The sequence below is a fragment of the Prauserella marina genome, assembly GCF_002240355.1.
Lineage (GTDB): Bacteria > Actinomycetota > Actinomycetes > Mycobacteriales > Pseudonocardiaceae > Prauserella_A > Prauserella_A marina.
The window spans coordinates 2,367,463-2,382,206 of sequence record NZ_CP016353.1; the positions used below are offsets into that span (position 1 = coordinate 2,367,463).

General features: G+C 68.8%; 14 protein-coding genes. 7 read left to right on the top strand and 7 right to left on the bottom strand.

The genetic code is table 11. From position 1 onward, the window contains the following. Window positions 1-640: 640 nt before the first annotated feature. Both kstR and BAY61_RS10955 read right to left on the bottom strand, forming a co-directional pair. Window positions 641-1,273: a cholesterol catabolism transcriptional regulator KstR gene (gene kstR, locus BAY61_RS10950; protein WP_091795887.1), complete on the bottom strand. Its 633-nt coding sequence runs from the start codon at window positions 1,271-1,273 to the stop codon at window positions 641-643. Window positions 1,274-1,442: 169 nt separating this feature from the next. Then, window positions 1,443-2,681 carry an alpha/beta hydrolase gene (locus BAY61_RS10955; RefSeq protein ID WP_091795890.1) on the bottom strand — a complete coding sequence of 413 codons (1,239 nt, stop codon included), beginning with the start codon at window positions 2,679-2,681 and terminating at the stop codon, window positions 1,443-1,445. A gap of 39 nt (window positions 2,682-2,720) precedes the next feature. On the opposite strand from BAY61_RS10955, the gene BAY61_RS10960 reads away from it, so the two are divergent. The 7 genes from BAY61_RS10960 (at window position 2,721) to BAY61_RS10990 (ending at window position 9,608) form a co-directional block, all read left to right on the top strand. Continuing rightward, on the top strand, window positions 2,721-4,115 hold the full coding sequence (locus BAY61_RS10960; protein ID WP_091795893.1) for a WS/DGAT/MGAT family O-acyltransferase: 1,395 nt from the start codon (window positions 2,721-2,723) through the stop codon (window positions 4,113-4,115). Window positions 4,116-4,199: 84 nt separating this feature from the next. After that, a complete protein-coding gene (locus tag BAY61_RS10965) occupies window positions 4,200-5,285 on the top strand; it encodes an acyl-CoA dehydrogenase family protein (RefSeq protein ID WP_091795913.1) in 1,086 nt (361 codons plus the stop codon). Then, window positions 5,286-6,449, top strand: coding sequence for an acyl-CoA dehydrogenase family protein (locus BAY61_RS10970; protein WP_091795916.1), 1,164 nt, complete (start codon window positions 5,286-5,288; stop codon window positions 6,447-6,449). Then, entirely contained in the window at window positions 6,446-7,363 is a 918-nt protein-coding gene (locus BAY61_RS10975; RefSeq protein WP_091795919.1) for a bifunctional MaoC family dehydratase N-terminal/OB-fold nucleic acid binding domain-containing protein, read from the top strand. Before BAY61_RS10970 ends, BAY61_RS10975 begins: the two co-directional genes overlap by 4 nt. Further along, the gene (locus BAY61_RS10980; protein ID WP_091798672.1) at window positions 7,360-7,758 is read left to right on the top strand and encodes a MaoC family dehydratase; all 399 of its coding nucleotides are present in this window, start codon (window positions 7,360-7,362) and stop codon (window positions 7,756-7,758) included. The genes BAY61_RS10975 and BAY61_RS10980 overlap by 4 nt, the downstream gene beginning before the upstream one ends. Further along, complete coding sequence (locus BAY61_RS10985; protein WP_091795922.1) at window positions 7,755-8,942, top strand: lipid-transfer protein; 1,188 nt, start codon at window positions 7,755-7,757, stop codon at window positions 8,940-8,942. Before BAY61_RS10980 ends, BAY61_RS10985 begins: the two co-directional genes overlap by 4 nt. A gap of 81 nt (window positions 8,943-9,023) precedes the next feature. Then, window positions 9,024-9,608, top strand: coding sequence for a DUF5134 domain-containing protein (locus BAY61_RS10990; protein ID WP_091795926.1), 585 nt, complete (start codon window positions 9,024-9,026; stop codon window positions 9,606-9,608). A gap of 10 nt (window positions 9,609-9,618) precedes the next feature. Here BAY61_RS10990 and BAY61_RS10995 read toward each other — a convergent pair whose 3' ends face one another. From BAY61_RS10995 to kstD, 5 genes are read right to left on the bottom strand one after another with little or no spacing between them, the layout of a single operon-like run. After that, the gene (locus BAY61_RS10995; protein WP_091795929.1) at window positions 9,619-10,482 is read right to left on the bottom strand and encodes a MaoC/PaaZ C-terminal domain-containing protein; all 864 of its coding nucleotides are present in this window, start codon (window positions 10,480-10,482) and stop codon (window positions 9,619-9,621) included. Window positions 10,483-10,495: 13 nt separating this feature from the next. Next, window positions 10,496-11,515 carry a ferredoxin--NADP reductase gene (locus BAY61_RS11000; protein WP_091795931.1) on the bottom strand — a complete coding sequence of 340 codons (1,020 nt, stop codon included), beginning with the start codon at window positions 11,513-11,515 and terminating at the stop codon, window positions 10,496-10,498. After that, window positions 11,508-11,777 (bottom strand): hypothetical protein, encoded by a 270-nt coding sequence (locus BAY61_RS11005; protein WP_091795934.1) that lies wholly within the window; start codon window positions 11,775-11,777, stop codon window positions 11,508-11,510. Before BAY61_RS11005 ends, BAY61_RS11000 begins: the two co-directional genes overlap by 8 nt. After that, on the bottom strand, window positions 11,777-12,913 hold the full coding sequence (locus tag BAY61_RS11010; RefSeq protein WP_091795937.1) for a 3-ketosteroid-9-alpha-monooxygenase, oxygenase component: 1,137 nt from the start codon (window positions 12,911-12,913) through the stop codon (window positions 11,777-11,779). Before BAY61_RS11010 ends, BAY61_RS11005 begins: the two co-directional genes overlap by 1 nt. Further along, the gene (gene kstD / locus BAY61_RS11015) at window positions 12,910-14,640 is read right to left on the bottom strand and encodes a 3-oxosteroid 1-dehydrogenase (RefSeq protein ID WP_091795940.1); all 1,731 of its coding nucleotides are present in this window, start codon (window positions 14,638-14,640) and stop codon (window positions 12,910-12,912) included. Before kstD ends, BAY61_RS11010 begins: the two co-directional genes overlap by 4 nt. Window positions 14,641-14,744: the final 104 nt, after the last annotated feature.

The window sequence follows — 14,744 nt, forward strand, 5'->3', positions numbered from 1 at the left end:
GTGCCCGGAGCCCGGAGCCCGGAGCCCGAGCCCCGTGACGTGCCGTCGAGTTCCGCGTCCAGGATGCCGAGTTCTGCGCTCGGGCCGCCGAGTTCCGCGGCCAGGTCGCCGAGATCCGCGCTCAGGGTGGCGAGTTCCGCGTTCGTGTCGTCGAGTTCCGCGCTGGTGATGCGAGGGTTCCGTTCGGTTCAACCGGGGTTGCCGGGCTTGCCCGGACCAATCGGTACCGCTGTGCGACCGATGCACCCGCACCCGCGTCCGCACCCGCGTTCGCACCCGCGTCGGCTGCGGCGCCGTACCGGAACGGTGGTGTCGGAAGTGGAACTGTGGCGCCCTACGGAACCGTGGTGTCGGCTGGAACCGTGGCGCCGCACCGGAACCGGGCGTCAGTACTGGAACCCACGTGCCGCACCGGTATCGCGGCGGCGCACCACCGGCGCGGGGCTGCCGGTGTCGGTTGCCGAGGATGAGTGCGCTGGCGCCCTTGGCACCGATATCGCGCCCGAAGGTGCATCCCGACATCCCGGGTGCGGGTCTCGGCGTCCTGAGTGCGGATCTCGGTGACCTGGACGCGGATCTCGGCGGCCTGGGTGCGGGACTCGCGCACGCAAGGGCGGTGGGCGCTCGCGCGCCGAGGTGGTCAGTCGAGCAGGAGATGCACCGACAGTTCCAGCCGGTTGGCCACGTCGGCGGCCGATGCCCGCCTCGTCACCCACGCCACCAGGTTGGCCATCCACACGTCGGCGATCACGTGGAAGACGTCGCGATCGTGGTCGGTGGGGTCCTCGATGCCCATCGCCTTGGCGAACATGTTCTCCATGGTTCGCCCTACCTGCTCCACCTCTGCGGCCGCTGTCGTGTCGGCGAACATGAACGCCCTGACCATCGCCTCGGTGAGGTGCGGGTCGCGTTGCATCATCCTGGTGTTGCGGCCGAGTACGAACAGCAACCGCTCGGTGGGCGTCTCGCCGGGAATCGCACCTCTGTCCAGTTTGTCCTGTGCTCGCTCGAATTCCCGGGCGAGTCCTGACACCAGGAGGTGGATCTTGGAAGGGAAGTAGCGGTACAGGGTGCCGAGAGCGACGTCGGCGCGTTCGGCGACCGTCCTCATCTGGACGGCGTCGTAGCCACCTTTCGCGGCGAGCGCGAGCGTGGCGTCGAGGATGCGCTTGCGCCGGTCACGCTGCGCGGCCGAGCCCAGCTCTTCGCCGCCCATCGGGCTGAGGGCGCCGCGGCCCTTGCTGGTGGTCGGCGTCTTGGGCTTGCTTGCCATGCGGTCTCCTGGTCGCAGAACTTGTTCCATTTTCAGTACTGAGCCTACCTAACGTTAGGGCACCATCGGCCGCAGGGGGAACGAATCGCGAATGAAACTTGTTCTATCCATCGAACAGGTGGCCAGCGCTGGCGCGCGCCGGGCATTCGCCGTGCCTCACCTGATCGGGCTAGCGCGCCTTGGCGAGGTGGTGCAGGTAGGACCAGTCGAGGAACCGTTCGACCCCTCGCACGACATGCGCGCTGCGAATGGAGGGGAACAGGTCGAACGCGTGCTGCGCGCCGGGAATTTCCGCGTAGGCGACCGGATTGGGGGATACCGCGCGCAGCTTGCGCACGAATTCGCGCGCCTCGCGGGCCGGGACCATGGTGTCCCGCTCGCCGTGGATGACGAAGAACGGTGGAGCCTTGTCAGTGACACGGTCGAGCGGGGACGCCGCGATGTAGTCGTCGAGCGATGCGACGGGATCCTTGCCGACGACGAACCTCGACAACAGGTACCGCATCCTGGTGGCGCTTGCCCGCGACCCACTGGTGCCCGCGAAGTCGTAGACCCCGTAGTGCGGGACGCAGGCCTGCACGGTGGTGTCGACGTCCTCGAACCCCGGCTGTAGCACGGCGTCGCCGGCAGTCAGCGCCAGCAGCGCGGCGAGGTGGCCTCCCGCGGAACCTCCCGTCACCGCGACGAACGAAGGGTCGCCGCCGTAGTCCTGAATGGAGCGCCGGATCCAGGCGAGCGCTTTTTTCGCGGCGAGGATGTGTTCCGGCCAGCGCGCGGTGGGGGAGAGCGGGTAGTTGATGGCGACGCAGATCCAGCCGCGCCGCGCCATGTGCAGCATGAGCGGAATACCCTGCTGGTCCTTGTTGCCCACCATCCACGCGCCACCGTGCACCTGGAGCAGCACCGGCCTGCCGGAGACGGGCGTGCTCGGCCGGTAGATGTCGAGCAGGTAGCGGCGCCCGCCCGGCGCGTAGGCGATGTCGCGGTCGCGCCGGACCTCGGGGTTGGTCATCCGGAAGGGGAAGACCAGTTCTCCCCATGGGGTCGCCAGGTCGCGTGAATCAGGTCCGCGGTCCAGGTCACGGGTGTACTCGGGCCCGAGTGCCGCGACCAGCGCGTCCTCGACGGCGCCCTTGGCGCGCTGGGAGGAGACGATCAGTGCGCCAAGCCCCGCCGCGGAGAGCCCGGCCATGGCCAGCCCGGTGCGGTCGGCTCCGCGCGGGCCGGTGCGGGCGACGTGGGCGGCCGAGTCGGCGACGGTGAGCGCGAGCAGGTGCGGGGCGAGTTCTCCGGTGAGCCATCCCGCGAAGAAGGCTGGGATGGACGTCCTCGACCCGCTCAGCGGGCGCAGCGCGTTGACGGTGAGGCCGAGTTGCAGCGCCCTGCGGGTACGAAACCTTGGGTGCATGACCTGAGACTATCGCCGACCCGGCTTACGCTTGAGGACGTGTGGCGACTCAGTGGCCTCGACGCGAGTTTTCTCTACCTGGAGACGCCCGCGCAGTTGTTGCACGTGTGCGGGCTGCTGACGCTCGACCCGGCCACCGTGCCGGGCGGCTATGACTTCGGCACGCTCAAGCGGAGCCTTGCCGAACGCGTCGCCGCGGTGCCCGCGTTCCGCCGCAAGCTCTACAATCCGCCGCTGAACCTGACCCACCCCGTGTGGGTACGCGATTCCGATTTCGACCTGGAACGTCACCTGCACCACATCGCGGTTCCCGCTCCCGGCGGTCCCGCCGAACTGGCCGAGTTGTGCGCGCACATCGCGGGCCAGCCGCTGGACCGGTCCCGGCCGCTGTGGGAGATGTACGTCATCGACGGCCTCGCCGACGGCGGCATCGCCGTGCTTGCCAAGCTCCACCACGCCAGCGTCGATGGCGTGAGCGGCGCGAACCTGCTGTCCTATCTGGCCGGTCTGCGGCCCGACGCGCCCCTGCTGGACCCCGCCGAAACGGCCGACGGTGGGGATCAACCTCCGCCGAGCCAGTGGAGCCTGCTCGGCAGCAGTGTGCGCACGGTGGCCGCGCGGCCGGTGGAGCTGGCGAGGCTGCTTCCCGGGCTGGTGCGAATGGTGCCGCGATGGGTGGGCAGATCGTTGCAGGGCAAGGGAATGGCGACGCCGTTCACCGCGCCGCGCACCTCGCTCAACGGCACGATCACCGGACACCGCAGCGTCGCGTTCACGCAGGTGGAGCTGGCCGACCTGAAAGCGGTGAAAACGGCGTTCGGGGTCACGATGAACGACGCGGTGCTGGCGATGTGCAGTGGGGCGCTGCGCACCTTCCTCGCCGCGAGGGAGGAACTGCCCGCCGATCCGCTGGTGGCGACCGTTCCGGTGTCGGTGCACGCGCGCAGCGAACGCGAGGTCGGCAGCAACCGGATTTCGGCGTTCTTCGCCTCGTTGCCGACGCACGTCGCCGATCCGGCGGCACGGGTGTTCATGATCGCCGAGAACAACCGGCTCTCCAAAGCCCACCACCACACCCTGGACGCGGACATGCTCCAGGACTGGGCCCAGTTCGCGGCCGGGACCACGTTCGGGCTCGCCGTGCGGGCGTATTCGGCGTTGCGCCTGGCCGAGCGGCATCCGGTGATCCACAACCTGGTGATCTCGAACGTTCCGGGCCCCGCGAAGCCGCTGTACCTGCTTGGCGCGCGGGTCACCGGTTTCTATCCGCTCGGGCCCGTCTTCCACGGTGCCGGACTCAACGTCACCGTGCTCTCGGCGGGAGGGCGCACGAACATCGGCCTGCTCGCCGCGCGAGAACTCGTTCCAGATCTGTGGCCGCTTGCCGAGGCGATGCGCGAATCGCTGCGGGAACTTTTGGATTTCCGGCCGTAGCGCCGAGGGACTTGCCCGCGTCGCCTGCCGTGAGCAAGACTAGAACAAGTTTCAGTCTTGCTTTCCGTTCGGTGAGGAGCGCGCGTGGACTTCACCCCCGATGACGGTGCCGCGACCGCGGCGGGGCTTGCCGCCGACGTGCTCGGCAGGACGGCGGGCGAGGAGGACGACCAGGTCTGGAGCGCGCTCGGCAAGGCAGGGCTGCTCGCCCTGCCGGTGCCGGCCGACCTCGGCGGGGAAGGTCTCGGGTTCGCCGAGGTGGCCGCCGTGCTGACGGAGCTCGGCCGGGCCGCGCCGCCCGCCGTGGCCATGTCCGGCTACGCCACGCTGGCCATGGGGGTGCTGCCCGTCGACCGGTTCGGCAGCGCGCGACAGCGCGCCGGGCTGCTGGCCGACGTGGCCACCGGCGCGCTGAGGCTCACCGCCGCGGTGCACGAACCGTCGGCGCCGCTCGCCGGGGTACCCGCGACCACGGCGACGCCAGAGGCAGGCGGATGGACACTGACCGGGGTCAAGACGAACGTGCCGGACGCGGCCGACGCGCACCGGGTGCTCGTCCCAGCGGCGACCTACTCCGGTGCCGAGCTCTTCCTCGTCGATCCCGGTGCGGACGGGGTCACGCTGACGGAGACCAGGACCTCCTCGGGTGCTCCCTCGTACACGATGCGACTGTCCGGGGTCGCCGTCGGCGACGACGCCGTACTCGCCTCGTCCTCCGCCGGTGATGCGCACGCCGCCCTGCGCCGTTACGTCCTCGCTGGCGCGGTCGCGCTCGGCGCGGGCATCGTCGCCGGAGCGCTGTCGCTGACGACCGGCCATCTCGCGGCCCGTACCCAGTTCGGCCGTCCGCTCGCGACGTTCCAGGCGGTCGCCCAGCAGGCCGCCGACGTCTACATCACGGCGAGAACGCTGCGGCTCGTGGCGGACACGGCGTGCTGGAAGCTCGCGACCGGCCGTGAAGCGGACGCCGATCTCGGTGTCGCCGCGTACTGGCTGGCGAGCGAGGCACCGAAGGCGCTGGCGACCTGTCATCACCTGCACGGCGGGACGGGCGTCGACATCGACTACCCGCTGCACCGGTTTTCCTCGCTCTGCAAGGACCTCACCCACTTCGTCGGCGGTGCCGGACACCGGCTCGGCGAACTCGGCGTACCGGCCGGAGGCGTGTGAATGCACATCGAACTGACCGCCGCCCAGCGCGAACTGCGCGCGGAATTGCGGGACTACTTCGCCCGGCTGCTCACCGCCGAGCAACGTCGTGTGCTCCAGCGGGAACGGCACGGTTCGGTCTACCGGGACGTCGTGCGCAGGATGGGTGAGGACAACTGGCTCGGCGTCGGCTGGCCGGTGGAATACGGCGGCCGGGGGTTCGGTCCCGTCGAGCAGCACATCTTCGTCGACGAGGCGGCGAGAGCCGACGTCCCGCTGCCGTCGGTGACCTTGCAGACCGTCGGCCCGACGTTGCAGCAGAACGGAACCGCCGCGCAGAAGGCGAGGTTCCTGCCACGCATTCTTTCCGGCGAGGTGCATTTCGCCATCGGCTACACCGAACCCGAGGCGGGAACCGACCTTGCCGCGCTGCGCACGCGGGCGGTCCGCGGCGGTGATCATTACGTCGTGGACGGGCAGAAGATCTTCACGACGGGCGGGCACGACGCCGACTACATTTGGCTCGCGGTGAGAACCGATCCGGACGCGCCCCGGCACAAGGGCATCTCGATTCTCATCGCCGACACCTCCGATCCCGGCTACTCGTGGACGCCGATCATCACCTGCGACGGCGCGCACCACGTCAACGCCACCTACTACTCCGGCGTCCGGGTTCCCTCGGATCTGCTTGTCGGCAAGGAAAACGAGGGCTGGAAGCTGATCACGGCGCAGCTCAACCACGAGCGCGTCATGCTCGGTCCTTCCGGCAGGATCGGCGGGCTGTGCGACAGGGTCGCCGAGTGGGCGCGGGAACGGAGTACGCCGGAAGGGACCCCGCTGTCGTGGCTGCCCGACGTGCGGGCGGCGCTGGCGGAGGCTCAGGCGATCGCCAGGGTGAACGAACTGCTCAACTGGCAGGTCGCCGTGTCGGAGCCCGGTTCGGTCGCCGACGCTTCCGCGACGAAGGTCTTCGCGTCTGAACATCAGCAGCGGATCGGCAGGACATTGGAGGAAATCGTGGCACGGCACGGAGATCCGGCCGACGAGGAGACGGCGGCGCTCGCCGAATGGCTCGACGTACTCGCCAAGCGCAACATCGTGCTGACCTTCGGGGGAGGCGTCAACGAGATCCAGCGTGAACTGATCGCGAGTTTCGGGCTCGGCCTGCCGAGGGTGCCGCGATGACCGGGATCGAGGAGGCCGCCGCCCGCATCGCCGAGGAGGGACCGTCGGAGCGCCGGTTCGCGAGGGATCCGGTCAACCAAGCCATGATCAACAACTGGGCCGAGGCGATCGGCGACCGCAACCCCGTCTACACCGACCCCGGCTACGCCGCGACCTCGGTGCACGGAGGACTGGTGGCCCCGCCCGCGATGGCCCAGGTGTGGACGATGCCGGGCTTGCGCGGGCAACGAGCCGACGACGACCCGCTGTCCGCGATGATGTCCATTATGGACGAAGCAGGATACACGTCGGTCGTCGCGACCAACTCCGAGCAGCGCTACCACCGCTATCTCCGGCACGGCGAGCACGTCGCGGCCTCGACCCGCCTCGAAGGTGTCATCGGCCCGAAGCGCACCGCGCTCGGCGAAGGCTGGTTCGTCACCACGGTCACGACCTGGTACGTCGGCGACGAGGTGGTGGCCGACATGGTGTTCCGGGTCCTCAAATTCCGCCCCTCCGACGCATCCGGCGGCGCCGAGGCGGGAGACGTACTGCGTCCCGTCGTCAGCAAGGACACCGAGTTCTTCTGGGAGGGAACCCGCGTCGCCGAGTTGCGGATCCAGCGCTGGGGCGGCACGCTGCGGCATCCGCCGGGGCCGACGCCGCCCGACGGTGATCTCGGCGCTGTTCCCGATTACGTGGTCGCCGCCGGTACCGGCACGGTCTACAGCTTCGTCGTGCAGCACCACCCAGGGGTGCCCGGAAAGACGACACCGTTCGTGGTCGCGCTGGTCGAACTGGACGAGGGAGTCAGAATGCTCGGTGAACTGCTCGACGCCGAACCCAGCCAGGTCCACATCGGACTTGAGGTCGAGGTGGTCTTCGTTCCCGTCGAGGCCGGGTTGACCATTCCCGCGTGGAAGGTGCGGTCGTGAACATCGCGATAGGGGCCGAACTGCCGCCGCTGACCGTCGAGACGAGCACCACGTTCGTCATCAGTACGGCCATCGCCACCAGGGACTTCCAGGACGTGCATCACGACGCCGACGCCGCGCGCGCGAGGGGATCGGAGGGGATCTTCGTCAACATTCTCACCGACACCGGGCTCGTCCAGCGGTTCGTCACGGAGTGGGCGGGCCACGACGCGCTGGTGCGCTCGATCGCCATCAGGCTCGGGGTTCCCTGTTACGCGGGGGACACGCTGACGTTCACGGGAGCGGTCACCGGCAGGGACGGGGACGAATGGGAGGTCACGGTGACCGGAAAGGGCGATCTCGGTGACCATCTCACCGGCACGGTGCGCGTCGTGATCCCCGGGGAGGCACCGTGAGCTTGTCCGGGGTGGCGGCCATCGCCGGTATCGGGGCGACCGAGTTCTCCAAGGACTCCGGCCGCAGCGAGTTGCGGCTCGCGGTCGAGGCGGTGAGTTCCGCCATCGCCGACGCGGGCCTCCGGCCGTCCGATGTGGATGGTCTGGTGACGTTCACGATGGACGGCAACGCCGAGATCGCCGTCGCGAGGGAACTCGGCATTCCCGAACTGAGTTTCTTCAGCAGGATCCACTACGGCGGTGGTGCCGCAGCGGCGACCGTGCAGCAGGCCGCCATGGCGGTCGCGACGGGAGCGGCGGAGGTGGTCGTGGCCTATCGCGCGTTCAACGAACGTTCGGGACAGCGTTTCGGGCAGGTCTCGGCCGCGGCCGCGCGACAGGTGAACACGTCCGGTGTGGACAATGGATTCCACTATCCGATGGGGCTGGCCACCCCGGCGGCGACGGTGGCCATGGTCGCGCGACGCTACCTGCACAGCTACGGGGCGAGCAGCGAGGATTTCGGCAGAATCGCCGTACTGGACCGCAAACACGCCGCGACCAACCCGAACGCGTGGTTCCACGGCAGGCCCATCACGCTCGCCGAGCACCAGAACTCGCGGTGGGTGACCGAACCGCTGCGTCTGCTCGACTGCTGCCAGGAAAGCGACGGCGGGGTGGCCGTCGTGGTCACCTCCACCGAGCGGGCGCGTGATCTTCCCCGGCCGCCGGCCGTGATCGCCGCGGCGGCGCAGGGCAGCGGTCCCGATCAGTACACGATGACGAGCTACTACCGCGACGAGATCGCCGCACTGCCCGAACTGGGTGTCGTGGCGAGGCAGTTGTGGCGGCAGGCGGGAATCACCGTCGCCGACATCGACGTCGCCGTGCTCTACGACCACTTCACCCCCTACGTGCTCATGCAACTCGAAGAGCTGGGCGTGTGCGGAAGGGGAGAGGCGAAGGACTTCGTCGCCGACGGCGCGCTCGAACTCACCGGCACGCTGCCGCTCAACCCGCACGGCGGCCAGCTCGGCGAGGCGTATCTGCACGGGATGAACGGCATCACCGAGGCGGTACGCCAGGTGCGCGGGGACGCGGTCAACCAGCTGCCCTCGGTGAGCAATGTGCTGGTCACCGCGGGTACCGGGGTGCCGACGAGCGGACTGGTGCTGGCCGCGGACCGACCTTCCTCACCTGCTTGACGGCTGGTGGGCCGCGCCAGGCTCTGCCACGGTGGAACCGCGCGAGGCGCATTCGGGTGCAACGGGACAGGGGAGCGGGACATGGGCTTGCCGGTCGTCGTGGGATGGCTGTTCACAGCGGCTTTTCTCGCACTGGCCTATCCGTGCCTGCGCAGGCTGGCGCGACTCGACTACGTGCGGCTCGGCAGCGGGGTGCGCCACGTCGATCTCGCCGGCCTGCTCATGACCGTGGCGATGGTCGCCATGGTCTCTCCCGTCGGTGGCCCTGTGCCCGTCGCGGGCTGGCAGGCGCTGTTCCTGCTCACCGCGGGCTGGTTCGGCGTCGCCGCCGTGCGCGGAAGGGCCGGGGCCGGGGTGTGCAGGCGGTGCGACCTGCACCACGGCATCTCGGCGGTCGCGATGCTGCTCATGCTGGCCGCGATGCCGCACGCGGGGGGTCACGACTTGGCGATGAGCGCTGCCCTGGGCCAGTGGCGGGGCTGGCCGGTGATCGCCCTGCTCGCGGCGTTCTATTTCCTTGTCGACAGTGTGCTGGCCGCGCGGGGCACGCTGCGTGCTGCACGCGCCGCGGGGGCCGCCGCGATGCCCGAGGGCTTCGCTTCGCGGACAGTGTGCCGCGTGGCCATGGGCGGCGGGATGGCGGTGTTGTTCGTCGCCACCATGTGAGTACCGTGGCTCAGCGCGTCGTCTCCAGCACCGCGTCGGACAGTACGGGTGCCTCGCCTCTTTCGGGCGCCGTGGTGGTGACCAGCAGGCGAGCGCCTTCCTTCCAGACGCGGGTGCGCAGTGTCTCGCCGGGCAGCACGATGCCCGCGAATTTGGCCGACCAGGACGAAATCGCCGTGACGTCGGCGTCGAGCAGCGCGTCGGTCACCGCCTTGGCCACGATCCCGTAGGTGCACAGGCCGTGCAGGATCGGCACGTCGAATCCGGCGGCCTTCGCGAAGCCGGGATCCACGTGCAGCGGGTTGCGGTCGCCGCACAACCGGTACAGCAGTGCCTGTTGCGGCAGCGTCGGTGTGTCGAGGACGGCGTCCGGTTCGCGCGCGGGCGGCTCGATCCGTTCCGAACTTCCCCTGTTGCCACCGAAACCGCCCTCGCCCCTGGCGAAGATGCTGAGCCTTGTCGTCCACAATGGTTCGCCTTCGGGAGTGCTCACCCGCGATTCCTGCACGATGACGGCGGCCTTGCCCTTGTCGAGGACGTCGACGATGCGCCCGCTGGCGATCGCTTTGCCCTCGACGGGAACGGGCCGGTGCACGACGACCTGCTGGGTGCCGTGCACGACCTTCGCCAGGTCGACGTCGATGCCGGGGAAGCTCACCGACGGCGGCTCGAAGATCCGCATGTTGGGTGCGACCGTCGCGAACGTCGGCAGCACCCTGAGGTCCTTCTCGTAGGTGTAGCGCAGTTCGCGGGGATCGGAAGGAGCCGAACCCGCGCCGATGCCGAGGTGGTAGAGCAGCACGTCGGAGGCGGTCCAGCCGAAGGTGGTCTCGCCGAGGTCGGCTCCGATGGCCTTGTCGACATCGATGGGCATGCGCGGCTCCCTTTCACTCGTAGCTGATCGAGACCTCGTCGGTGAGCGGGAGCGACTGGCAGGCCAGCACGATCCCGTCGGCGATGTCCTCGGAGTCGAGTACGTCGTTGTGCAGCATCTTCACCTCACCGGAGGTGATCCGGCAAGCACACGCGCTGCACTGGCCCTCCCTGCACGAGTAGGGCGCGTCGATTCCGTTGTCGAGCAGCAGGTCGAGCAGCTTGTTCCCGCGAGGCCATGCGAGTTCGTGCCGCGAGCCGTCGAGGCTGACCTCCAGCGTCGATGACGGGCTGTCCTGGCCTGGTTCGTCTTCCCGCTTCGGGGTGCCGGTGTCGAATGGATTCCCGCCGAGGGAGACGAACTTCTCGGTGTGGACGGCCGAGCGCGGTTTCCCGAGTGACTTCATCGCGGTCGTCGCGGCTGACATGAACGGCCGGGGCCCGCAGATGAACACCTCACGCTCGGTGTGCGGGGCTGCCAGCGCGGTGAGTTGTTCGGCGCTGGGCAGCCCCTGCACGCTTTCCAGCCAATGCGTGACGACGAGCCTGCCGGGGTGTGCCTCGGCGAGTTCACGCAGGACGCCGGAGAAGATCACCGAGTGCTCGTCGCGGTTGGCGTAGACGAGCCTGATCGTGCCGGTGCCCCCGGCGAGCACGGAGCGCACGATCGAGAGCACCGGCGTGATGCCGCTGCCCGCCGCGAACAGCAACAGGTCCGAGGTGAGCGAGGAGGGAGTGAACACGCCGCTCGGCGGCAGCACCTCCAGTTCGCTGCCACTGGTGACGTTGTCGCAGATCCAGTTGGAGCCGTAGCCGTCGCGTTTCACCGTCACCTGGGGCCGCTGTCCGGTGTGCGGCGAGCTGGACAGCGAATAGCAGCGCGCCACCGAACCGCCGTCACCGTCGGGGATGCGCACGGTGAGGAACTGGCCAGGCCGGTAGTCCAGTTCGGCGTCGAAGACGACCGAGCACGCCTGCGATGTCTCCTCGACGACCTCGGCGACCGGAAGGACCAGCGAGCGGGTTTCAGTCATGGCCGAACACGCCTTCCCTCGCCGCGGCGGCGATGCTCTCCCTGAGCCGCTCGCACGTGTCGAGCAGTGCCGGGTGCGTGCCCTCGGCCACGCGTTCCGCGAAGACGGGACAGGAGGTTCCAGCGTCGGTCGTCCACTGGATGCTGGTGTGTTTCGGGCTGTTCTTCTTCACCAGCACCGTCGTCGCGCACGCGTGGCAGGACACGGGGCGCAGCCCCCCGGTGAGGAATTCCTCGGTGTCGGAACGGGTTTCGGCCCGCACTAGGACACTCCGGTTTCCTGGCGGCGGGCCAGGTTCGCGGCGACTTCCTCCGCCCACACCTCGTTGGCCCTCGTGGTGTCCACTTCGAACTCGAACCGGCTCGTCATGTCGTCGGTGACATCGGCGGCGTCCACATAGAACTGGTCGTACCAGCGGCGCAACTGATACACCGGGCCGTCTTCCTCGCACAGCAACGGATTGTCGATCCTGGTCTTGTTGCGCCAGATCTCCACGTCCTGAAGGAAGCCGACGCCGATGCTCTTGGCGAACTTACCGGCGATCTTGTCCGCCTGTTCGTCGGAGATCCCTGGCAGCTTCTTGACGAGGACACCCCATTGCAGCACGAAAGACGTGGGCGAGACCGGATAGTGGCAGTTGATCAGCACGTTCTCGATCTCGAAGCCCTGGTAGGTGTTCAGCAGCGTGTTGATCATGTAAGAGGGTCCGAAGTAGGACGCCTCGGAGCGCAGCAGGTTCTCCTCGCCGCCGTAGTTGGAGGCCATGCCCACGTCGGGCCTGCCCTTGGTGTTGAGGTACTGGGTCGCGACGTGTCCTTCGAAGACGTTCTTGAAATAGGTGGGGAACGCGAAGTGGATGTAGAAGAAGTGCGCCATGTCCACGACGTTGTCGACGATCTCCCTGCAGTTGGCTCCCTCGATGAGCACGGAGTCCCACGTCCAGTTGCTCCACTGGCCGTCGAAGACGCCTTCGATGCGGGGGATGACCACCTCCGGCGGCGGAGGGTTGCCCTCGGGATCGTGCCAGACGAACAGCTGCTTGTTCTCCTCAAGCGTCTGCCACGAGCGGGTCCTCGCGCGCAGCGGTACCCGCTTGGCGTAGGGAATCGACACGCATTTGCCGTTGCCGGCCCACCGCCAGTCGTGGAAGGGGCAGGCGATCTCGTTGCCCTTGACCGTGCCCTGGGTGAGGTCGCCACCCATGTGCCTGCAATAGCCGTCGAGAACGTTCAGCACGCCGTCCTCGCCCTGGAACACGACGAGCTTGGTGCCGAACGCGTTGACAGCGTGCGGTTTCCCGTCCTTGAACGAGTCGGCGAGACCGAGGCAGTGCCAGCCGCGGGCGAACCGGGTGGGCGGGGCACCCGCGTCGATGGTGCGAACAGCGGCCTGCGTCATTGCGAACCTCCGGCTTCCTTGGTCGCGGGGTGTGCTCGATTCTGGGCTGCGATGTGCTGTGCCGCAAGGTATCCGAACACCATCGCGGGCCCGATCGTCGCTCCTGGCCCCGCGTAGGTGCGGCCCATCACGGCGGCGCTGGTGTTACCGGCGGCGTAGAGACCCTCGATGGCCGACCCGTCTTCTCGCAGCACCCTGGCGTGGGCGTCGGTGGTCAGCCCGCCCTTCGTGCCGAGGTCACCAGGCACGATCCGCATCGCGTAGAACGGGGCGCGGTCCAGCGCTCCGAGGCTCGGATTGGGCTTGTGCCTCGGGTCGCCGTAGTAGTGGTCGTAGGCGCTGACGCCCCGGTGGAAATCCTCGTCAGTGCCCGCGCGCGCGAAGCCGTTGAACCTGGTGACGGTCGCCTCAAGGGCGTCGGCCGGGACGCCGATGCGCTCGGCGAGCCCCCGCAGCGTCGAGGCCTTGGCCGCGATCCCGGCGTCGAACCAGCGGCGCGGCAGCGGTTGTCTCGGGCCCAGTCCGGTGAACAGGTAGCGATTACGGTAGCGCTGGTCGAACACCAGCCAGGCGGGGAGGTTGTGCGCGGGTCCCTCGCCCGGTCCGTACATGGCGTGCACGGCTTCGACGTAGGGCGCGGATTCGTTGACGAACCGCCGTCCTTCGCCGTTGACCATGAGGCAGCCTGGCCGGGAGCGCTCGGCGAGCGCGAACCACGGCCCTCCGGTGAGCGGCAGCGAAGGTCCCCACCACGCGTCGTCCATCAGGTCGACTCCGGAACCGAGCGCCATACCCGCGACGATGCCGTCGCCGGTGTTGCCCTTGGCTCCGACCGTCCATTCCGTACCGATGGGCTGGCGCTGGTACTTGCGCCTGAGTTGCTCGTTGTGCTCGAAGCCGCCGCAGGCGAGGATCACGCCGTGCCGGGCGCGCAGGAGTACTGGTTCCTTCCCGGAAGCTCGTTCGGTCCAGACCCCGGTGACGACGTCGTTCTCGCTGTGCAGGCTGGTCATCGCGGTGGAGAGCAGCAAGGGCACGTCGGCGCGCGACAGCCCGGCCCTCAGCCCCGCCGCCAGCGCCTGGCCCATGGAGAGCAGTTTCTTTCCTCTGAGCTTGCCGACGACGCCGCGCACCCCGAGCCGCAGCAGTCTCGTGATTCCGCGCGGGTGCCTGGCGATGAGGCTCAGCCAGCGGAAATCGGCCTGGGTCAACGGAAAGCCAAGCGGGGGCTGGCTGTAGGGCGGTTCGAGGTCGGCGAGATCGGCGCCGAGCAGCTTTCCGTCCAGCGGAACCGGTTCCGCCGACCGGCCATGTGCCCTTCCGCCGGGCGCTTCGGGGTGATAGTCGGAGTAGTCGCGCACCCAGCGCAGCCGCAGCGGCGTGTGTTCGTGCACGAAGGCGACGACCTCGGGCCCCGCGTCGAGGTAGGCGGTGCGGCGTTCGGCGGGCACGACGTCACCGACGATGGCGTCGAGGTAGCGGTGTGCCTCGCCCGGCTGGTCCTCGATCCCGGCCGCGCGCAGCGCCTCGTTGCCGGGGATCCAGACCCCGCCGCCGGAGCGGGCGGTGGAGCCGCCGAACCGCGCCGCCTTCTCCAGCACGACCACGGAGAGACCGGCGTGTGCCGCCGCGAGCGCCGCGGTCATGCCCGCCGCGCCGCTGCCGACCACGATGACGTCGTATTCGTGGTCGGCCGCGGCGTCGGAATCCGCGCTGCCCACTGCCATACCGCCTCCTGAAACGCGTTATAGAAATCAGAGTCCTCGTTGTCGGTACTTCCGTCACGATAGACGAGAACGTGTTTCAGTTCTAGGGTGAGGACCGTGGCCGG